General features: G+C 65.6%; 18 protein-coding genes. 6 read left to right on the top strand and 12 right to left on the bottom strand.

Annotated features, from left to right (window positions below):
• Positions 1-58: 58 nt before the first annotated feature.
• Genes ABZW16_RS08185 through ABZW16_RS08205 form a run of 5 tightly spaced genes read right to left on the bottom strand, consistent with a single transcriptional unit; the run spans position 59 to position 5,540 of the window.
• Positions 59-886: an enoyl-CoA hydratase gene (locus tag ABZW16_RS08185; protein WP_354953503.1), complete on the bottom strand. Its 828-nt coding sequence runs from the start codon at positions 884-886 to the stop codon at positions 59-61.
• 1 nt (position 887) lies between these two features.
• A complete protein-coding gene (mmsB, locus tag ABZW16_RS08190) occupies positions 888-1,784 on the bottom strand; it encodes a 3-hydroxyisobutyrate dehydrogenase (RefSeq protein WP_354953505.1) in 897 nt (298 codons plus the stop codon).
• Complete coding sequence (locus tag ABZW16_RS08195; protein WP_354953507.1) at positions 1,781-2,875, bottom strand: enoyl-CoA hydratase/isomerase family protein; 1,095 nt, start codon at positions 2,873-2,875, stop codon at positions 1,781-1,783. Before ABZW16_RS08195 ends, mmsB begins: the two co-directional genes overlap by 4 nt.
• Positions 2,872-4,011 carry an acyl-CoA dehydrogenase family protein gene (locus tag ABZW16_RS08200; protein ID WP_354953509.1) on the bottom strand — a complete coding sequence of 380 codons (1,140 nt, stop codon included), beginning with the start codon at positions 4,009-4,011 and terminating at the stop codon, positions 2,872-2,874. Before ABZW16_RS08200 ends, ABZW16_RS08195 begins: the two co-directional genes overlap by 4 nt.
• A 29-nt stretch (positions 4,012-4,040) precedes the next feature.
• Positions 4,041-5,540 carry a CoA-acylating methylmalonate-semialdehyde dehydrogenase gene (locus ABZW16_RS08205; RefSeq protein WP_354953604.1) on the bottom strand — a complete coding sequence of 500 codons (1,500 nt, stop codon included), beginning with the start codon at positions 5,538-5,540 and terminating at the stop codon, positions 4,041-4,043.
• A gap of 271 nt (positions 5,541-5,811) precedes the next feature.
• On the opposite strand from ABZW16_RS08205, the gene icmF reads away from it, so the two are divergent.
• Positions 5,812-9,030, top strand: a complete 3,219-nt coding sequence (icmF, locus tag ABZW16_RS08210; protein WP_354953511.1) for a fused isobutyryl-CoA mutase/GTPase IcmF — start codon at positions 5,812-5,814, stop codon at positions 9,028-9,030.
• Between the two features lie 14 nt (positions 9,031-9,044).
• On the opposite strand, the gene ABZW16_RS08215 is transcribed toward icmF, so the two are convergent.
• Positions 9,045-9,449, bottom strand: coding sequence for a Dabb family protein (locus ABZW16_RS08215; protein ID WP_354953513.1), 405 nt, complete (start codon positions 9,447-9,449; stop codon positions 9,045-9,047).
• 110 nt (positions 9,450-9,559) lie between these two features.
• Here ABZW16_RS08215 and ABZW16_RS08220 point away from each other — a divergent pair, with 110 nt between their 5' ends.
• From ABZW16_RS08220 to ABZW16_RS08230, 3 genes are all read left to right on the top strand, one after another.
• Positions 9,560-10,189 (top strand): TetR/AcrR family transcriptional regulator, encoded by a 630-nt coding sequence (locus tag ABZW16_RS08220; RefSeq protein ID WP_354953515.1) that lies wholly within the window; start codon positions 9,560-9,562, stop codon positions 10,187-10,189.
• A 73-nt stretch (positions 10,190-10,262) separates the two neighbouring features.
• Positions 10,263-11,327, top strand: a complete 1,065-nt coding sequence (locus ABZW16_RS08225; RefSeq protein ID WP_354953517.1) for an amidohydrolase family protein — start codon at positions 10,263-10,265, stop codon at positions 11,325-11,327.
• Positions 11,328-11,395: 68 nt separating this feature from the next.
• Entirely contained in the window at positions 11,396-11,803 is a 408-nt protein-coding gene (locus ABZW16_RS08230) for a DUF3224 domain-containing protein (protein WP_354953518.1), read from the top strand.
• Here the strand turns inward: ABZW16_RS08230 and ABZW16_RS08235 are convergent.
• Together ABZW16_RS08235 and ABZW16_RS08240 are read right to left on the bottom strand one after the other, a co-directional pair.
• A complete protein-coding gene (locus ABZW16_RS08235) occupies positions 11,788-12,573 on the bottom strand; it encodes a helical backbone metal receptor (protein WP_354953520.1) in 786 nt (261 codons plus the stop codon). The genes ABZW16_RS08230 and ABZW16_RS08235 overlap by 16 nt on opposite strands.
• Entirely contained in the window at positions 12,570-13,094 is a 525-nt protein-coding gene (locus tag ABZW16_RS08240; protein WP_354953522.1) for a TetR/AcrR family transcriptional regulator, read from the bottom strand. Before ABZW16_RS08240 ends, ABZW16_RS08235 begins: the two co-directional genes overlap by 4 nt.
• 73 nt (positions 13,095-13,167) lie before the next feature.
• On the opposite strand from ABZW16_RS08240, the gene ABZW16_RS08245 reads away from it, so the two are divergent.
• The gene (locus ABZW16_RS08245) at positions 13,168-13,650 is read left to right on the top strand and encodes a hypothetical protein (RefSeq protein WP_354953524.1); all 483 of its coding nucleotides are present in this window, start codon (positions 13,168-13,170) and stop codon (positions 13,648-13,650) included.
• A gap of 7 nt (positions 13,651-13,657) precedes the next feature.
• On the opposite strand, the gene ABZW16_RS08250 is transcribed toward ABZW16_RS08245, so the two are convergent.
• The 4 genes from ABZW16_RS08250 to ABZW16_RS08265 form a co-directional block, all read right to left on the bottom strand.
• Positions 13,658-14,425: an SWIM zinc finger family protein gene (locus ABZW16_RS08250; RefSeq protein ID WP_354953526.1), complete on the bottom strand. Its 768-nt coding sequence runs from the start codon at positions 14,423-14,425 to the stop codon at positions 13,658-13,660.
• Complete coding sequence (locus tag ABZW16_RS08255; protein ID WP_354953528.1) at positions 14,422-17,412, bottom strand: DEAD/DEAH box helicase; 2,991 nt, start codon at positions 17,410-17,412, stop codon at positions 14,422-14,424. Before ABZW16_RS08255 ends, ABZW16_RS08250 begins: the two co-directional genes overlap by 4 nt.
• 198 nt (positions 17,413-17,610) lie before the next feature.
• Positions 17,611-18,846 carry a serine hydrolase gene (locus ABZW16_RS08260; protein ID WP_354953530.1) on the bottom strand — a complete coding sequence of 412 codons (1,236 nt, stop codon included), beginning with the start codon at positions 18,844-18,846 and terminating at the stop codon, positions 17,611-17,613.
• 92 nt (positions 18,847-18,938) lie between these two features.
• The gene (locus tag ABZW16_RS08265) at positions 18,939-19,448 is read right to left on the bottom strand and encodes a hypothetical protein (protein WP_354953532.1); all 510 of its coding nucleotides are present in this window, start codon (positions 19,446-19,448) and stop codon (positions 18,939-18,941) included.
• Between the two features lie 490 nt (positions 19,449-19,938).
• On the opposite strand from ABZW16_RS08265, the gene ABZW16_RS08270 reads away from it, so the two are divergent.
• On the top strand, positions 19,939-20,259 hold the full coding sequence (locus tag ABZW16_RS08270; protein WP_354953534.1) for a hypothetical protein: 321 nt from the start codon (positions 19,939-19,941) through the stop codon (positions 20,257-20,259).
• The last annotated feature ends 14 nt before the right edge of the window (positions 20,260-20,273 follow it).

Consider the following 20,273-nt stretch of genomic DNA (forward strand, 5'->3'; position numbering starts at 1 on the left):
GCCGAGATCCACTCGGCCGGGCACAGTGCTTGTTCGAATACCTCAGTGCGGCACGGTGTCAGCGGTTGGTGAACTTCGCCGGACGCTTGTCGACGAAGGCGGCCATGCCTTCCTTCTGATCCTCGATCGCGAACAGCGAGTGAAAGACTCGGCGTTCGAAGCGCAGGCCCTCGGACAGGGTGGTTTCGAAGGACCGGTTCACCGCTTCCTTCGCGATCATGGTCACCGGGAGCGACATCGATGCGATGGTCTCGGCGACCTCGAGTGCGGTGTCGAGCAGTTCGGCCGCGGGGACGATGCGGGAGACGAGTCCGGCGCGCTCGGCCTCTTCGGCATCCATATTGCGGCCGGTGAGCACCAGATCCATGGCCTTGGCCTTGCCGATCGCGCGGGTCAGGCGCTGCGAGCCACCGATGCCAGGGATGACGCCGAGTTTGATCTCCGGCTGACCGAATTTGGCATTATCGGCGGCGAGCAGGATGTCGCAGATCATGGCCAGCTCGCAGCCACCACCGAGGGCGTATCCGGCGACGGCGGCAATGGTCGGCTTGCGGAACTGCGCCAGCCGGTCCCAGCGGGCGAAGTAGTCGTTCATGAACATATCCATGTACGACTTGGGCTGCATCTCCTTGATATCGGCACCGGCCGCGAAGGCCCGCTCCGAACCGGTGATGACGATGGCGCCGATCGCGTCATCGTGCTCGAGTTCGTCGAGCGCGGCAATGACATCGTCGAGGACCTGCGCATTCAGCGCGTTCAGCGCCTTGGGGCGGTTCAGCGTGATCCAGCCGACCCGGCCCTTGCGCTCCAGCAGAATCGTCTCGAAGTCGGGCCCACCCGTCGCCCGACCGCCACCCCCCACGGAATCGCTTCGCGATACACCCACTTTAGGCACCCTCTTGATCGGATCGGTTGCGGACATCGGTGACGATAGCGGAGAAGTCCCTTCCCGCCTGCGCCTGGTTGAAACGGGCGTAGATCTCGGCGGCGAGCAGTCCGAGTTGACCGTCGACACCGTTATCGCGCAGGGCGTTCGCGGCCAGACCCAGGTCCTTGGTCATCAGCGCGGTGGCGAATCCGGGCTGGTAGTCGTTATTGGCCGGGCTGGTCGGTACCGGACCGGGAACCGGACAGTAGCTGGTCAGCGCCCAACTCTGGCCGGAGGCGGTGGAGACAACGTCGAAGAAGGACTGGTGGCTCAGCCCCAGCTTCTCACCGAGGACCAGGGCCTCGGACAGGCCGATCATCGAGATGCCGAGCAGCATGTTGTTGCAGATCTTGGCGGCCTGGCCGACGCCGGAGCCGCCGCAGTGCACGACCTTGCCGCCCATCACCTGGAGTACGTCGAGCGCATCGGCGAAGTCGGCCGCGCCGCCGCCGACCATAAAGGTCAGCGTGCCAGCGGCGGCACCCGCGACACCGCCGGAGACCGGGGCGTCCAGTGCGCGATGACCCGCGTCGCTGGCGCGGACGGCCGCGGCCTTGGCGTCGGCGACATCGATGGTGGAGCAGTCGATGAACAGGGTGCCGGTGTCGGCGGCGGGCAGCAGGTCGGCGTAGACGTCGAGAACCAGCTTGCCGTTGGGCAGCATGGTGATCACGACATCGCGGCCGGCGGCGGCCGCGACGGCCGAATCCACCACGGTGGCACCGTCTTTGCGCGCCTGCTCCTGTGCGGCGGGGACCGGGTCGAAGGCGAGTACGTCATAGCCGGCCTTGACCAGGTTCGCGGCCATCGGCCCGCCCATATGGCCGAGGCCGAGGAAACCGATCTTTTTCGTCACTTGCTTTCCTCCGGTGTTGTCCGGTCGCCGCGCGGGCTCCGCTGCGGCAAACCCAGTTCCCTATTGCCCAATTCGGCGAAGTACGCGTCGACCTGCGCGTCGGTGACATCGGCGAGCGTCGCGGGCGACCACTGCGGGTTGCGGTCCTTATCGATCACCTGCGCGCGAATGCCTTCGACCAGATCGTGCGAGGCCAGCGCGGCGATCGAGACCCGGTACTCCGCGTTCAGGACGGCCTCGAGGCTGGTCGCGGCGCGGGCCGCGCGCAGCGAACGCAGCGTCACCTTGAGCGCAACAGGCGATTTGGCGAGCAGTTCGGTGCCGGCCTTGGCGGCCTCCGGCGACCCGTGCGACCGCAACCGATCGACGATCTCCTCGACGGTATCGGCGCTGTAGCAGGCGTCGATCCAGTCCCGCTGGGCGAGGAGTCCGGACTCCGGTGCGTCCGTGGCGAATTTGGCGATGGCGATCTCCGCGGTCTCGGTCCGCAGCGTTTCCAGCAGTGCCGGAATATCTTCCGAGGCCATGTAGTAGTCGGCGAAGCCCGCGGCAATGGTGTCACCGGCATTCATTCGCGCGGTGGTCAGTGCGACGTGCGTGCCGATCTCGCCGGGGGTGCGGGCGAGCAGGTAGGTGCCGCCGACATCGGGGATGAAGCCGATACCGACCTCGGGCATGCCGACCTTGGAGCGTTCGGTGACGATGCGATGGCTGCCGTGACCGGAAAGTCCGACGCCGCCGCCCATCACGATGCCGTCCATGACCACGACATACGGCTTCGGATAGCGGCCGATCAACGCGTTGAGCACATACTCATCGCGCCAGAAGACGCCGGTAGCCGAATCCGCCGTGGTGGCACCACTTTTCGCGTCATTGTGAATGGCGACGATATCGCCGCCCGCACACAGCCCGCGCTCCCCCGCCCCGGTGACGACGACGGTACGCACCTCGTCATCATCCACCCAGGCCTGCAGTGCGGCGGTAATGGCAAGGGTCATTGGATGGTTCAGCGCATTGATGGCCTTTGGCCGGTTCAGTGTGATCAGACCGAGCCCGTCACGTTTATCGACAATGACTTCGGACTCGTTCATGCTGCTCCTACCACCGAGCGGGCGACGACCACCCGCATGATTTCATTGGTGCCCTCCAGAATCTGGTGCACCCGCAGATCGCGGACGATCTTCTCCACGCCGTATTCGGCCAGGTAGCCGTACCCACCGTGCAATTGCAGCGCCTTATTGGCGACCTCGAATCCGGCGTCGGTCGCGAATCGCTTTGCCATCGCGCACAATTCGACCTTGTCGTCGGCGTCCGCATCCAGCGCAGCCGCGGCCCGCCACAGCAGCGTCCGCGCCGCCTCCAGCGAGGTGCGCATATCCGCGAGCTGGAATTGCAGTGCCGGATTGTCCAGCAGTCGGTTGCCGAATGCGTTGCGCTCGGCCAGGTATGCCACCGACTTGTCCAGCGCCGACTGACCGCCGCCGAGCGAGCAGGCGGCGATATTGAGCCTGCCGCCGTTGAGTCCGTTCATTGCGATACGGAAGCCATTGCCCTCGATGCCGAGCATATTGGCGGCGGGCACCCTGGCATTGTCCAGAATCACCTGACGGGTGGGCTGCGCATTCCAGCCCATCTTCTTCTCATTGGCGCCGAAGGAAATTCCCGGGGTATCGGCCGGCACAATGAACGCCGAAATCCCGCGTGCACCAGCATCGCCGGTGCGCGCCATGATGACGTACACGTCGGTACTGCCCGCGCCGGAGATGAATTGCTTCACCCCGGTGAGCAAATAGTCGTCACCGTCGCGAACGGCCTTGGTACTCAAGGCCGCCGCATCCGATCCGACACCCGGCTCGGTGAGTGCGTAGCTGCCGAGCCATTCCATCGAGGCCAGTCGGGGCAGCCAATGGTTGCGCTGCTCCGCATTGCCGTAGCTGTCGATCATCCACGAAACCATGTTGTGAATGGAGATATACGCCGCGATGGCCGGGCAGCCGGTGGCCAACTGTTCGAAGATGCGCACGGCGTCGAGCCTGCGCAGTCCGGAGCCACCGACATCCTCACCGATATAGATGCCACCCATACCGAGCGAGCCGGCCTTGCGCAGCACATCCACCGGAAAGTGCTTCTGCTCATCCCATTCGAGGGCGTTCGGGGCGAGATATTCGTCGGCGAAGTCGCGCGCCATCGCGGCGATGGCGCGCTCGTCGTCATCGAGTGCGAACACGATCGTCAACCTCTCGTCGAAGCGCTCGGTCAGTCCATGGTCGGAATGACGAAGTGGTTGCTGTCTTTGAGACCGGAGGGCCAGCGCTGGGTGACCGTCTTGGTCTTGGTGTAGAAGCGAATCGAATCCGGGCCGTGCTGGTTCAGATCGCCGAAACCGGAGCGCTTCCAGCCACCGAAGGTGTGATACGCGATCGGCACCGGGATCGGCACATTGATACCGACCATGCCGACCTGCACGCGGGCGGCGAAATCCCGTGCGGTGTCACCGTCGCGGGTGAAGATCGCGACACCGTTGCCGTACTCGTGCTCGTTGGGCAGGGCCAGTGCTTCGTCGTAGTCCTTGGCGCGCACAATCGACAGCACCGGACCGAAGATCTCTTCCTTGTAGATCCGCATTTCCCGGGTGACCTGGTCGAAAAGCGTCGCGCCCGTGAAGTAGCCGCCCTCGCCGCCTTCCACCGCCAGGCCGCGGCCGTCGATCACCAGTTCGGCACCCTCGTCGATGCCGATCTGGATGTAGTTCTCGACCCGGCCGAGCGCGTCCTTGGTGACCAGCGGGCCGAAGTCGGCACCCGCGTCATCGGAGCGTCCGACATTCAGCTTGGCGATCCGCTCGATCAGCTTCTCGCGCAGGCGATCCGCGGTCTCGGCACCGACCGGGACGGCAACCGAGATGGCCATGCAGCGCTCGCCCGCCGAGCCGTAACCCGCGCCGATGAGCTGGTCGGCAACATCGTCGAGGTCGGCATCGGGCATGACGATCGCGTGGTTCTTGGCGCCGCCGAAGCATTGCGCGCGTTTGCCGTTCGCGGTGGCGGTTTCGTAGATGTACTGCGCGATCGGGGTGGAGCCGACGAAGCCGACGGCCTTGACGGTCGGCGAGTGCAGGATCGCGTCGACCGCTTCCTTATCGCCATTGACCACGTTGAATACACCCGCGGGCAGACCGGCCTCGAGGAACAGTTCGGCCAGCCGCAGCGGCACCGAGGGGTCCCGCTCGGATGGCTTGAGCACGAAGGCATTTCCACATGCCAGCGCCGGACCGGCCTTCCACAGCGGGATCATGGCCGGGAAGTTGAACGGGGTGATACCCGCGACGACGCCGAGCGGCTGACGCATGGAGTAGACATCGATCCCGGTGCCCGCGCTCTCGGTGTACTCGCCCTTGAGCAGATGTGGGATACCCGCCGCGAATTCGATGACCTCGATGCCGCGCTGGATATCGCCCTTGGCATCGGCAATGGTCTTGCCGTGCTCGGAAGACAGCAGTGCCGCAAGGGAATCCATCTCGTCCTGCACCAGCGTCAGGAATTTCATCAGCACCCGCGCCCGCTTCTGCGGGTTGAACGCGGCCCAGACCTGCTGCGCCTCGGCGGCATTCGCGATGACGGCATCGACCTCGGCCTTGGACGCCAGCGGCACCCGCGCCTGCACCTCGCCGGTATTCGGATCGAAGACATCGCCGAAGTTGCCCGAGGCCCCGGCGACATGCTGTCCGCCGATGTAATGAGTCAGTTCGCGAACCATGCCAGTCCTGTTCTCGTAGTCGACGCCGCGCATCGCGCGATCTACGGTCATCCTATAGTTGGATGTCCAAGTAAAGTAGAGGCGCGGGCGGAGTGTGATCGATCCCACGGCAACCGTCGAGCGAACTACGACCCCCGCACGACCAGCTGGTGTGGGCGGTTCTGCGCAACCCGCCGGGGCGCGTTCACCTAGCGCTGTGACCGCCATCACCGTAGGATTAGTTTGACGTCCTAGTATCGGGCGCCATACAGGATCTCCCCCGGAGGACCCCGTGGCCGATAGCACCGCGCTCTACACGCCCACCCATCCCGTCCGATTCGTGACCTCGGCCGCGCTATTCGACGGGCATGATGCGGCGATCAACATCATGCGGCGGATTCTGCAGGCGCAGGGGGCCGAGGTCATTCACCTAGGGCACAATCGCGCGGTCAGCGAGGTCGTCGACGCGGTGCTCACCGAGGATGTCCAGGGCGTCGCGGTGAGTTCGTATCAGGGCGGACATGTCGAATACTTCGAATATCTCGCCGATGCGCTGAAAAAGGCAGGGGCCGAACATGTTCGGATCTTCGGCGGTGGCGGCGGGGTGATCGTCGCCGAGGAGATCGCGCGACTCGCCGAATCCGGTGTCACGATCTTCTCTCCCGAGGACGGCCAGCGACTCGGCCTGCCCGGCATGATCAATCAGCTCATTCGCGCCTGCGATATCGATCTCGCCACGGAGCCGCCGGTGCTGGACGCGGTGCTCGCCGGTGAGCGGGCCGCACTTGCCCGTGCGATCACCTGTCTGCAGCAGGACACACTGCCGGAATCCGATCGGCAGGCGCTGGCAACGGCCGCCGCCGCGCGCACCGTGCCGGTCCTCGGCATCACCGGCACGGGCGGCTCAGGAAAGTCCTCGCTCACCGACGAATTGGTGCGCCGTCTGCGATCGGATCAACAGGACAAATTGCGGGTCGCGATTCTCGCGGTGGATCCGACCCGGCGGCGCGGCGGCGGCGCGCTGCTCGGCGACCGCATCCGAATGAACGCCCTCGATGCCGACCATATTTTCTTCCGCTCGCTGGCCACCCGGGGCGGCCACGAATTGCCGCAGAATATCGATGCCATCGTGACCGCCTGCAAGGCGGCGGGATACGACCTGGTGATCCTGGAAACCCCGGGCATCGGCCAGGGCGACGCCGCGATCACCGACCACGTCGATCTGGCGATGTATGTGATGACACCGGAATTCGGCGCCGCCTCCCAGCTGGAGAAGATCGATATGCTGGATTTCGCGGATGTGGTGGCGATCAATAAGTTCGAGCGCCGCGGCGCCGAGGACGCGCTGCGGGATGTGTCGCGCCAGCTGGTACGCAATCGCGAGGAGTTCACGAAGTCCCCCGACGATATGCCGGTATTCGGCACCAGCGCGGCCACCTTCAACGATGACGGGGTGACCGCGCTCTACCAACACCTCACCGGATTGCTCGCCGTGCGCGGTCTGCCCATGGAGCCCGGCGTACTTCCCAAGGTGAATACTCGCGCCTCCACCAGATTCGCGCAGATCATTCCGCCCGCCCGGGTGCGCTATCTCGCCGAGATCGCCGAAACGGTGCGCGGGTACCACGCCGTAACCGCCGAACAAATCGTCGCGGCACAACGCTTGCAGCGCCTCGACCAGGTGGCGGCCGAACTGCCCGAGGACACCGCGGTGGCCGAGCTGGCCGAAAGGGCCCGCGCCACACTGCATGCCGATAATGCCGCATTGCTCGCGGACTGGCCCGAACTCGCCGAATCCTATCGGGGCGAGGAGCAGGTGGTGCGGGTGCGCAATCGCGAGATCCATACCCCGCTGCGCCGGGAGACATTGTCCGGCAATTCCATTCCGCGCGTCGCGCTGCCCCGATTCACCGATCACGGTGAGCTGCTGCGGTTCCTGCGCTCGGAGAATCTGCCCGGCCGGTTCCCGTTCACCGCGGGCGTCTTCGCATTCAAGCGCGATAACGAGGATCCCGCGCGGATGTTCGCGGGCGAAGGCGATCCGTTCCGCACCAATCGGCGGTTCAAGGTGCTCAGCGAACATGCCGACGCGACCAGGCTTTCCACGGCCTTCGATTCGGTGACGCTCTACGGTCACGACCCCGCCGAACGCCCGGACATCTACGGCAAGGTGGGCACCTCGGGTGTTTCCATCGCCTCGCTCGACGATATGAAGGCGCTCTATGACGGCTTCGATCTGACCGCGCCGTCCACCTCGGTATCGATGACGATCAACGGCCCGGCCCCGACCATTCTGGCCTACTTCCTCAATACCGCCATCGACCAAGCCCTGGAACGCTTTTCGACCGCCGAGGACCGCGAGCCCACCGCCGAGGAGACCAAGGACATCACCGCGCGGACCCTGGCGACAGTGCGCGGCACCGTGCAGGCCGACATCCTCAAAGAGGACCAGGGCCAGAACACCTGCATCTTCTCCACCGAATTCAGCCTGCGCATGATGGCCGATATCCAGGAGTGGTTCGTGCGCAACGGCGTTCGCAATTTCTACTCGGTCTCGATCTCCGGCTATCACATTGCCGAGGCCGGTGCGAATCCGATCAGCCAGCTGGCCTTCACCCTGGCCAATGGATTCACCTATGTCGAGGCATATCTCGCGCGCGGAATGCAGATCGACGACTTCGCGCCGAACCTGTCGTTCTTCTTCTCCAATGGCATGGATCCGGAGTATTCGGTGATCGGCCGGGTCGCCCGGCGGATCTGGGCCATTGCCATGCGAGATCGCTACGGCGCCAACGAACGTTCGCAGAAGTTGAAGTATCACGTCCAGACCTCGGGCCGCTCACTGCACGCACAGGAGATGAGCTTCAATGACATTCGCACCACCCTGCAGGCGCTCATCGCCATCTACGACAACTGCAATAGCCTGCACACCAATGCCTATGACGAGGCGGTGACCACACCCACCGAGGAATCGGTGCGCCGCGCGCTGGCCATTCAGCTCATTATCAACCGCGAGTGGGGCGTCGCGATGAACGAGAACCCACTCCAGGGCAGCTTTCTCATCGATGAACTCACCGATCTCGTCGAGGAGGCCGTACTCGCCGAATTCGATCGCATCAGTGAGCGCGGCGGAGTCCTCGGCGCCATGGAGACCGGCTACCAGCGCGGCAAGATCCAAGACGAATCCATGCGGTACGAGCACCGCAAACACGATGGCTCACTGCCGATCATCGGCGTCAACACCTTCCGCAACCCGCACGGGGAACCGCATCGGGTCATCGAACTGGCGCGCGGCACGGAAGCGGAAAAGCAGTCACAGCTGAAGCGCGTGCGTGAATTCCAGAACAACCATCGCGATGCCGCACACACCGCCCTGGCCCGCCTGGACGCGGTGGCCCGCACCGACGACAACATCTTCGAGGTCCTGATGGACGCCGCCCGGGTCTGCACCCTGCAGCAGATCACCGACACCTTCTTCACCGTCGGCGGCCAGTACCGGCGCAACGTGTGAAATAGGGCGGGCGCTCAGAAGATTCGCACCTCCGGAATCGAATCCATCTGACGCGCCCATTCCGGATACATCGCCACCTTCGCCTCGTGCAGCGCCATGATCTTCTGGCGCAGTTCGGGATCCGGATCATCCGATACGTCGGGTCCGATGGCGACCTTCTGGAAGTGCGGGATGATCTGCGGATCACCGGCCAGGTGCACCGGATCGTGCAGATAGCGCTCCAGCGCCGCCAAATCTTCGATGCCGACGCAGTAGGCGTGGGTCAGCCCCTCGCCGCTGGCCTCACCCAGGTTCTGGCCGACGGTGGCGAATGACACCGATTCGACCGATGCCGTGCGCTTCATGAGTGCGAGCACCTCGGCCTTCTGTTCCTCGGTGGTCTCTGTGCGGAAACCGAAGCGCAGCAGATGAACGATCATGGATACCTCCTCCTTTGAACTGATGTGTTCAATCTAGATAACTGTCTAGTCAATGCACAAGAGTGAACTCATGGGTTCATTCGAAGCCGTGCAGGCGCTAACATGCAGGAGTGACGGGAACGACGGCGGCGCGCGGCCGCATCGATAAGCGGCAGGCGATCCTGGACGTCGCATTCACCGTCTTTGCGCGGCGCGGCTACGACAAGACCTGCGTGCAGGAGATCGCGGATGAAGCGGGTGTCGCCAAGCCGACGGTCTACAACCACCTCAATGACAAGCAGACCCTGTTCCGGCAGGCCTTACTCGCCGCCGCCGATGCCGTGTCCGCCCAGACCCTGGCCATCACCGACCGACTCCGCGAACCCGGCGACGACCTCGCCGCCACCCTCACCGAGACGGCCCGCGCGCTGCTCGCCGAGTGTTCGAGCGAGCGCGCCCGTTCGCTGCGCGCACTGACCTACGCGCAGCTCGCGGTCTTCCCCGACCTGGCCGACACCGTGCTGGAGCGCACCTCGCAACGCATTGCCGAGGCGCTGGCCGACCGGCTCGCCCGACTCGCCCTCTCCGGTCGTCTGCGGATCAACGATCCGGAGCAGGCCGCCGAACAGCTGCTCGCACTGCTCACCGCACCGCTGGAGGCGCGGTCCCGGCTCGGCACCCGTGAGGTCGGCGAGGCCGAACAACGCGATATCGCCGACTCGGCGGTGCGGACATTCCTGTCCGCGTACGGGTCCCGCTGATTGCGAACGCGAGCGAATACGCGCGTGTGACAATCGCGACGTCAGGGCTTCGACACGATTGGGGACGGCGGACATGGCGCTATCGGACATCCGGATAGTCGACGCGCACATTCATCAATGGGACCCATTCGCCACGCCCCGCGAATTCAGCGCGGTTGCGAAGGTGTTCCGGGCGGTGCCGCTGCCGATCGACGTGGCCAAATGGCTGGCACCGCGTAAGGATCGCGAATTCGTCGGAGATCCTTTGGCTTACGCCCATGAATACCAGCCAGCGAACTATCGCGTGGATGCCGCTGGCCTGCCGGTCGAGACGATCGTGCACATCGAGGTCGCGTGGACCGGGCCGGATAAGTCCGAGGAGACGGCGTGGGTGGCCGGGCTGCCGTTCGGTGGCGACAACCCCGACCTCGGGGCGATCATCGGCAATGCCGATCCCGCGGCGCCGGATTTCGCCGAACTCCTCGATGCGCACGCCGCCGCATCACCGCTGCTGCGCGGAATTCGCGCGCATGTGGCGCATCACCCCGATTCGGGTGTACGGCCGTATACGAAGATCGAAAGTGCCCTCACCACGAAGGAATTTCTGAATGGTTTCGCACTGCTGGCCGAGCGCGGGCTCACCTTCGAAGCCTGGCTGTATTCGCACGCACTACCGGATGTGACCGCATTGGCCCAGCGCTATCCCGAGGTGCCGATCGTGCTCGACCATCTCGCCACCCCCGCGGGCATTTTCGGTCCGATCGGCAAACACACCGGAACCAATCCGAGCCAGCGCCGGGAACTGTTCGTCCGCTGGCGCGACGACCTCACGGCACTCGCCGAAAACGCCAATGTGGTTTCCAAAGTCAGCGGCCTCATGATGCCCGTGCTCGGCCACCCGGTGCCACGACGCGGCACCTCGACTCCAGTTCCCGTGCTATTGGACCGAATTCGCCCGCTGTTCGACCACGCCTATGACGTCTTCGGACCCGATCGGCTGCTCTGGGGATCCAATTTCCCGGTGGACAAACCGATTACGACCATCCCCGACGGTGTCGAGATCATCACCACCGCGATCACCGAGCACGGCGGCGGCCGCAATGAACTCGAACAGATCTTCCGAACCAATGCCCAGCGGATCTATCGAATCGAATCCTGATGATGGATGGCGCCGAGGTGACATAGCGCGAGCCGGACTTGTCGGTGGCGATCGTTAGCATGTGCCGCATGAAAGCAACCGGTACCTTCTCCGTCGCCTCCTTCGTCCCCACCGACGTCGTGCCGGATCCGGCCGTCACCACCGCGCTGCCGGTCGGCATCGCCACCATCTCGAAGGAGTACGCCGGTGAGATCACCGGACGCTCCACCACCCTGTTCACCTCCGCCTTCGACCACGTGACGGGCACGGGGACCTACATCGCGATGGAGTCGTTCGAGGGCGCGCTGCACGATCGCGCGGGCAGTTTCAACTTCGCGCATTCGGCGAGCACGCGCGGCTCCGACCGCACCGACGAATTCTTCATCATCGTCGCCAACAGCGGCACCGGCGAGCTCACCGGTATTTCCGGCACAGGCGGTCTCACCGTCGATAGCGATGGGGTACACCACATCTGGTTCGATTACGAACTCGACTGATCGCTTCGGACGACGAAGGCCTCGGCGACCTGACGGGTCAATATGTCCCGGGCCGTGGCGAGGGACGGGCCGTACCAGGTGAGGCTGCGGCCTTCGACCAGGGCGACCGGAAGGCCCGGAAAGGCTTCGGGGCCATCGGATCTGGTGAATGCGTAGGGCTCGTCCGGTAGGAGGACGAGTTCGACGTCGCGGGTCAACTCGTCCTCGGCGATGTGCGGGTAGCGCCCAGGGCGGTCGGCGTGCACGAGCCGGAGTCCGAGGCGCGCGGCCAGGTCGCCGGTGAAGGTGTCGTGACCGACCACCATCCAGGGATTGCGCCAGATCGGGATCACCGCGTTGCGCGGCGGTTCGGGAGGTGGTGCAGCCCAGGATGATTCGGCTTCGACGAGCCAGTCCGGCACCTGGCCGCACAATGCTTCGGTGAACAGTCGGCGCAGCGAGCCGAAACCTTCCGCCAAGGTCTCGATCTTGGTGACCCACACCGGTATATCTGCACCGCGCAGCCGTTCGACATCGATGCGCCGGTTCTCTTCCTGATTGCACAGCACCAGATCCGGCCGGAGCTCGATGATTCGGCGCACATTCGGGTTCTTGGTGCCGCGCACCCGCTCGACGTCCAGCTCGGCGGGATGCGTGCACCAATCCGTCGCCGCGACAAGGATTTCCGGACGGCTCACCGCGACGGCTTCGGTCAAGGAAGGCACCAGCGACACCACTCGTCGAACCGGACGGCCGATCGCGACGACTGCGCCGAGATCGTCGACGGTCATGACAGGACCCGACGGCAGAGGACGCGCAGCCGTTCGGGTGGCACGGTCGGCAGCACATTGCCCGCGCCGAGTACCAGCAGGTAGAGGATCTGCGCCGTCTCCTCGGCCGCATCCTCGGCGTACCCGCAGTCCATGAGCAGGGTGCGCAGGACATCGAGCCTGGTGCTGTCCACACGTTCCTTCGCCGCGGCGGCGATCGGATCGTCCAGCGCCCAGGCGCGCACGGCCACCTCGATACTGGCGGGCTCGTCATCCTCGAGTACCAGATCGATGAGCAGTTCGAGCCGACCGCGCGGATCGAGGTCGGCCGCCTCGATCTCGCGCAGATACCGCGTGGTGTGCTGTTCCTCGAAGTAGCCGAGCAGCGCGGATTTGTAGCCGGGCATACCTGAAAAGTGGTGGTAGAACGATCCGGTGCTGAGCCCGGTCGCCGCGACCAGCTTGTCGATCGTGAGCCCGGTCGGCCCGGCTGTGCCGAGGATCACCAGCCCTGATTCCAGCCATGAAGTCTTGCCTGCCACGCTCGCCAGCCTATAACATAATTTTTGTTCTGTTCTGGAACACATCATAATTTCCGCGTTTATGGAGGTCGCGATGACCGCGATAACCACATCGTCCGCACCCAGCGCCAGCACATCCGCCCGCTGGGCGGCACCCGTTCAGATCACGGGTGCCGCACTCGTCGGGCTGATCGGAGCGGCACACCTGCTCGTCGTGCACGCCTTCAATGGCGATGACTCCGCTGGCGAAGAGGTGATCAACGAACTGTCCAGGAGCACGACGACCGCGCTGTTCGACGGGGGCAGGCAGATCAGCGTCTTCGATCTCGATACCGGTTACAGCGTCGGAATGGGCCTGTTCGGACTGCTTTTCGGGCTACTGGTGATCAGCGCGGTCCGCGCCGCACCGCAGTTGATCGCCCGCTGGTCGTTGTTCAATGCCATCTGCGTGGCGATGGCCGGTGGCCTCTGCTGGATTGCAGCGCTCTACTTTCCCGAACCGGTGATCGCGGTATCCGCGCTCGCAACACTGTGTTTCGCCGCCGTACTGGTAGCCGGGCCCGTCGAACGGCGCTGAAACACGGTCAGGGCTCCAGCGCGTGATAGAGCGCGCGCAGATCGCGCAGCCCGGCCGCGGCCATCGGCTCGTCCTCGGCGATCATCCGCAGCGCCCGACGCAGCAGCATCGGATCCAGATCGTCTATGGCGGGACGGAATTCGACCTTCGGCAGATCGGGCAGTTGGGTCCGATCGCCGTAGAGATCGTCGGATACCGCCGGGCGCACATCGCGTTCGATGCCGACAATGAGCGTATCCAGGTCGAGGCCGCGCAGGGTGAGGATTTCGCGGGGACGCTCGTCGAGACGTTCGGCGAGCAGATAGCAGACCGCCGCCACATGCTTGCACGGCCAGCCGGGATCCGGGCAGGTGCAGGAGAAGTCCAGATCCGCGGCCGTCGTCGGGAGCAGATGTTCGCCGAGACTCATCGGCAAAGCGCCGGAAGCGATTTCGGCGAGCACGCCCGGCGCGGTCCGGATGGTTTCGACGAGCAGTTCCAATTCCTCGTCGCGCAGCGGCCGAATGGCGAAGACGGCGGTGAACGGGCGTGGCTGACTCCCCTGCACTTCCGCGGTGACCGCGCCCGGTTCGATCCGGTAGCTCACCACCTGCCCCGCCCGGGCGTAGGTGCGGCCGCGGGCCAGGCGACCGGGTTCGGCCATTGCCTCGACCGCCTCGATGAGCGCCTTACCCCACCAGGTGCGCCCGAATCCGCCACGGCGGCTGCGCGCTTCGACCCCGCCCTTGACCGGACGGCGCTTGCCGTACTTGCTGTAGTCCTCGAAGGGGCTCAATCGCCGACCGCCTCGGCGCCGAGGGCGAAGAGCTGATGCAGTTCGTCGGTACTCAATTCGGTGATCCAGTTCTCGCCAGCGCCGATGGCCAGATCGGCAAGTTGACGTTTGCCGCTGATCATTTCGTCGATCTTCTCCTCGATGGTGTCGACGCAGATCAGCTTGCGCACCTGCACATTGCGCTGCTGACCGATCCGGAAGGCCCGGTCGGTGGCCTGGTTCTCGACCGCCGGATTCCACCAACGATCAAGGTGCACAACATGATTGGCAGCGGTGAGATTCAGTCCGGTGCCACCGGCCTTGAGCGATAGCAACATCAGCGGCGGGCCGCCCGGCTCCTGGAATCGCTCGACCATGGTGTCGCGCTGCTTCTTGGGCACCCCGCCGTGCAGGAAGGCAATCGCGGTGCCGAAGCGCTCGATGAGATATGGCGTGATGAGATCACCGAATTCCCGGAACTGGGTGAACAGCAATGCCTTCTCGCCGTCCGCGAGCACCGCATCGAGGACATCCTCCACCAGTGCGAGCTTGCCGGAGCGGTGGCGGCCCCGGTGCAGTACGCCCGAACCATCGCCGAGGAAATGCGCGGGATGGTTGCAGACCTGCTTGAGCCGGGTCAGCGCGCCGAGCACGGCCCCCTTGCGCGCCATCCCCTTCGCATCCTTCAGTTTGGCCAACATGTCGTCGACCACCGCCTGGTACAGCGCCGCCTGCTCAACGGTCAGGTTGGCGCGCACCGTCATCTCCAGCTTCTCCGGCAAATCGCTGATGACGGTGGGATCGGTCTTGACCCGGCGCAGCACGAACGGCTGGGTGATGGTGCGCAGCCTGCTGATCGCGTTCTCGTCCCGATCGCGTTCGATCGGCACGGCGAAGCGGGCACGGAAGGTCTGTGCGCTGCCGAGCACCTTCGGCATCGTGAAATCCAGAATCGAGCGCAACTCCTCCAACCGGTTCTCCACCGGAGTTCCGGTGAGCGCCAACCGATGTCGCGCGGGCAGTGCGCGGGCCGCCTTCGCCTGCCTGGTCCCCGCGTTCTTGATGTGCTGTGCCTCGTCGAGCACCACGCGGTCCCATTGCTGGCGAGCCAATTCGACCGCGTCCCTCGCCAAGAGCGAGTAGGTGGTGATCACCAGATCCGCATCGGCGACGGCTTCGTCGAGTTCGTCACCGACCCGCCGCCCCGCGCCGTGATGCACAAGTACACGCAGGTCCGGCGCGAACCGCTCGGCTTCGCGCTGCCAGTTGCCCACCACCGACATCGGGCACACCAGTAGTGTCGGCCCCGGTGCACCGTCGTCTGGTCGGATGCGGCCCTCGATCCGTCCGGCTCCGCCGCGCCGCGCCGCGCCGCGCGAAATGACTTCCGCCGCAACGTATTGCGCGGCATCCCCAGATTCGTTGGCCACGACCGGTGGCGCGGTGTGTACCTCTCGGCCGGTGCGGGCGCCGTCTTCGGTCAGCGAGCGGCTGGTCTCGCGTTCGTGCACCAGCAGGGCCAGCACCTGCACCGTTTTGCCCAGCCCCATATCGTCGGCCAGGATTGCGCCGACGCCATAGCGGCTCATGGTGGCCAGCCAGGCGAGGCCGCGTTCCTGATACGGCCGCAGTTGCGCTTTGAGGCCGACCGGCGGGGTGACCGGTTCGGGATCGCGGGTCCGGTCCAAAAGGTCCGCGGCCCAGCCGGTCGCGGTGACCTCGGTAATCGGCACCTTCTCGACATGACCGGTGACGAGTTCGCCGACCAGATCGGCGAAGGTGATTTCGGAGTCGTCGAGATGGGCGGCGACATAGCGGGCGGCCGCGGCGAGCACCTTGTGGTCGGCCTGCACCCATTCGCCGCGCAACTGCACCAGATCCGATTTCGAGCGGATCAGCCTGGCCATCTCGGCCTTGCTCAGCACGGTATCGCCGAGCGCGAGTTCCCAACGGTAGGAGACGAGTCCGCGCATGCCGACGGCGCTCTCCGCGGCGGGGACGGCGCTGTCCACCCGCAGCCGCATGGTCGGCGCGGTGATATTCCAGGCCCGCGGCAGCAGCAGCCGGACACCGGCCGCCTGCAACGCGTGCGCACCGTGCTCGACCAGATCCGCGACCACCTCGGTCGGCAGCAGCAGATCCATCGACTGCGGATCGTTCGGCAGGTCGCGCAGTCGCGGATAGGCCCGCGTCGCCTGCCCCAGCTTCTCGATCGCCGTCCGGACCAGCACCGGATCACCCAGCAGCGGAACCGGATTCGGCGCCTCACCATCGGCGCGCAGACAGACCTGCAGTCGCCACAGCGCCACCGAATCATCGGCGTCGGCATCGACATCGGCCGCACCGAAGGCGATATCGCCCTCCGGCTCCAGCAGGCGCAGCACCAACTCCGGCTCGTCCCCGGCCAGACTCGCTCGCCAGCGTTCCAGTACTTCGGCCAGCTGATGGCTGCCGCCATCGAGGGCGACATCACCGATCAGCGCGGCCACCAGCGGATGCACCGACCGCGGCGGATCCATCAGCTCCCTGGCGATCGGATCGGCGAGCTCGGTGACCATATCCTCGAGCAGCACGGCGGGCTTCCCCGCGACGCGCAGCGCGGGCGGCATCGCCACTGCCAACTCCGCCAGCCACGCGCGCTGCCGCTCCCCGCCGACCAATCGCCATCGCACCCACCACTGCCCGTCGTCCCGGCGCAGCTCCGGTGCCACCCGCCCGGCCCGCACCCACCGCTCGACCCCGTGCGCCACATGCGCGAGAAACCGCAGATCCCCCGAAACCGCCTCGACGGGCAGCCGCTGGCGCAATGCCGCCGCGGCCGCAGCGGGCACCATCGCATGCGCCCGCACCTGCTCGGTCTCCACATCCACCCCGTTGACCAGCACCTGCGCCCGATGCCGGAACTTCGATGCCGCCAGCACCGCACCCAGCGGATCGGGCAGCGCGACAACCGGGGCCTCCTGCCACAGCAGCAACCCCGATCCCGGCGACCACAGACCGTGCAGCATCACCCCATCCAATCAGGTGCCTCCGACAGCGATCGGGCGGCGGCCGGCCCGGTTTCCCAGATTTCTGGACAGAACCGGAACATGTTGGCGTATCCGCTGGTCACGGGGCTTATATCGAGGCCAGAGAGTGTTGGGCGGCGCCGATGACGGGGGTGCTGCGGGGCGGTTTCGAAGACGTCGGCCGATGTGCAGGCATGCTCACTGTGCGTGAGCCAGCAGGTGGAATGCACCGCGGATGACGGACTGGCCGGCAAGTGTCACTGACAGTGTGTCGAGGGTGGTGTGTGGGTCGGAGACCATAAGACTTGTTGCCAGGGTTCGGTCGTCGGTGGTGCGGGCCAGGTAGTGCAGGGTGACCACGCCTGGTTCGCTGCCGCCCTTGTACCAGACCGTGGGGAATTGTCTGGTGTCGAGGTTGAGTCCCTCGTCTTTCTGCGATAGGGCGTGGCCGATTTCGGGTTGGTCGAGCTGCGCGAGTCCGGCGAAGGCGTGGCAGATATCGGTCGGGGCGGCGAACCATTCGATCTGGTCGATGTGTGTCGGCTCGGGCCAGGTCTCCTGCAGGTCCGGGAGGGGCCGGTGCTCCAACTGTTCCAACGCGGCGACTCGGTCATGGGGTGACAGCGCCAGGTATCGCTGCGCGCGGGTCGTGTCGCTGTTTCCCTTGAGCTGGAAGAATGCCTTGGTTGTCAGGAAGGGGGTATTCGTGTCGGGTTGCCGATGACCGAACAGCCTCAGTTGGCGTTCCACTGCGTCCCGGCCCAGCTGGTGGATCAGATGGTCGGTGGCGGTGTTGTCGCTGATCGAGATCATCAGGTCGGCATATTCGGCCAACGAGGCGGTGGCGCCTGCTGGACGGTTCTGCATGGTGCCCGACGGCAGGCTTTTCCAGTCATCCCTGATCGCCAATCGCTCGTCCCATCCGACGCGTCCTTCGGCGACCGCGTGGGCGAGGGCTCCCAAGACATAGAGCTTGAACGCCGAACCGATCGGGCGCAGCGTGTCGGGGTTGAGGCCGTGCACGATCCGGCAGTGGTCGTCCGGTTCGATTTCCGCTGCTGCGAAGGACACTCGCCGGCCGAGCCGGGCGAGCCGCGTATCGATCTCGGCCCACGATGCTGGTGGCGGAACGTCGGCGGTCAGGCGCACTTCTTCGATCAGCCCGGCCGTGTTCGTGCGAACCGTGACGAGATAGTTGCCAGTGTCACCGTGCACCGCGGCTTGGACGAAGTCCGGTCGTGCCGCGACGATTTCACCGACGACGAGCCGGCCGATCCGCATCAGGGCGGCATTGAATCCGTCCGCCCCACCGCTGGCGTCCAGCAGGCCGGATGCCAGATGGTCCCGGATCTCCCGGTCCGGCAGGGGACTTCGGGTCGACGCTGACACTATCCAGTCCAGTTGTGCTGTGGTGGTGGGTGCGCTCTCGATCATTGCGCTGACCTTTCGGTGATGTCGTTGCTATGAGCCGATTTCGCTCATCCGCGGGATACGGCTGTTGTTCGGAAGGGGAATTCGAATCCGCGCTACCGCTTGTGGCTCGACAGAAATCGGGCCAGCGGGCCGGGCTTGGTACCGGGAAGAACCCAGTCGGCGATGTCGGCGACCACGGCGGGGTCGAGGTGGTGCGGCCGTTGGTAGTCGGCGGGTGTGGAACGTCCGGAACCAGAGAAGAACATGTGGTCGTCGGCGTCGTAGACGCGGATCGTGACGCCGGGCCGGTGGGCCAGTCCCGCCTGCCAGCGGGGTAGGTCCGCGTCGACGGTCACCTGGTAGTCGCGGCCGCCCTGGATGACGAGAACCGGCCTGTCCAGCTCTGCGGCGGTCGCGACCGGGTCGTAGTCGCGCAGATCCAGCCAGTACGAGGCCGGCCAACCGAACAGCAACTCCGTGGCAGGGGTCGCGGGTGACAAGTTCGCACTCTCCACCAGCGCGGCCTGGCGCGTGATCGACTCGACCGCGCCCGCCATGTCCTGGCCGGAGTCGAGCGCGGCCAGATAGTGGACGGTTCGGACGGCGGCGCGGCAGCGTGTCACCGGCCAGGATCACGACGCCGGCAACGGACGGCTCGGCCGCCGCGACCCGCGGAGCGGCCTTCCCGCCTCCGCTGTGGCCGACGACGAACACCCGCGCCGGGTCCACATCCGGATGCTGTTGCAACACACCGACTGCGGCTATCGCATGCGGTAGGTACTCCTCGACCATGGTGAACCCGGGTTCGACCGCCACCTGGCCGTGCACATAGTTCACCTTGTCGAACCGCAGCACCGCCACGCCACGGCTGGCCAGGCCCCACGCCAAGTCCTTGAACGGCTTGTTCGGTCCCACAGTCAAATCCCGGTCGGTGGGCCCGGAAGCCAGCAGCACCACACCCGGGCGCAGGCCACGTCCTCGGGGCACGGTCAGCGTGCCCGGCACGGCCAGCCCCCCGGATCCGACCGTGACCTCCTGCTCGGTGAATTTGCGCGGCGCGGCGTAGCGGGGCGGTGTCCACGCCGACATGCTCGGTGGGGCGAGCCGGAAACCGTGCAGCCTGCCGGCGTCGTCGACCGAGACGACGACCGTGAGCCCGCCGCGCTCGCAAGTCACCGGGACACTCATCTTGATCAGACCGGCTCCGATCGGCTCCCCCAGCGCCGCGCCCACCGTGCGGACCGCTCCGATTTTGGCGATCTCGCCACGCCACGCCACCTCTACCGTCTCGGCGGACACCGCGGCCCGCAGCCGAGGCGCGAACATGTCCTCGATCTCGGCGAACCGCTGCGCACGCGCGAGTTCGACCACGGCCGCGGCAATCGCAGCCGGATTCACATCAACCATCATATCCGTACCTTTCTCGTTCTTTGAGAAAGGTATCATGA

The sequence above is a fragment of the Nocardia sp. NPDC004604 genome, assembly GCF_040609795.1.
Classification (GTDB): domain Bacteria; phylum Actinomycetota; class Actinomycetes; order Mycobacteriales; family Mycobacteriaceae; genus Nocardia.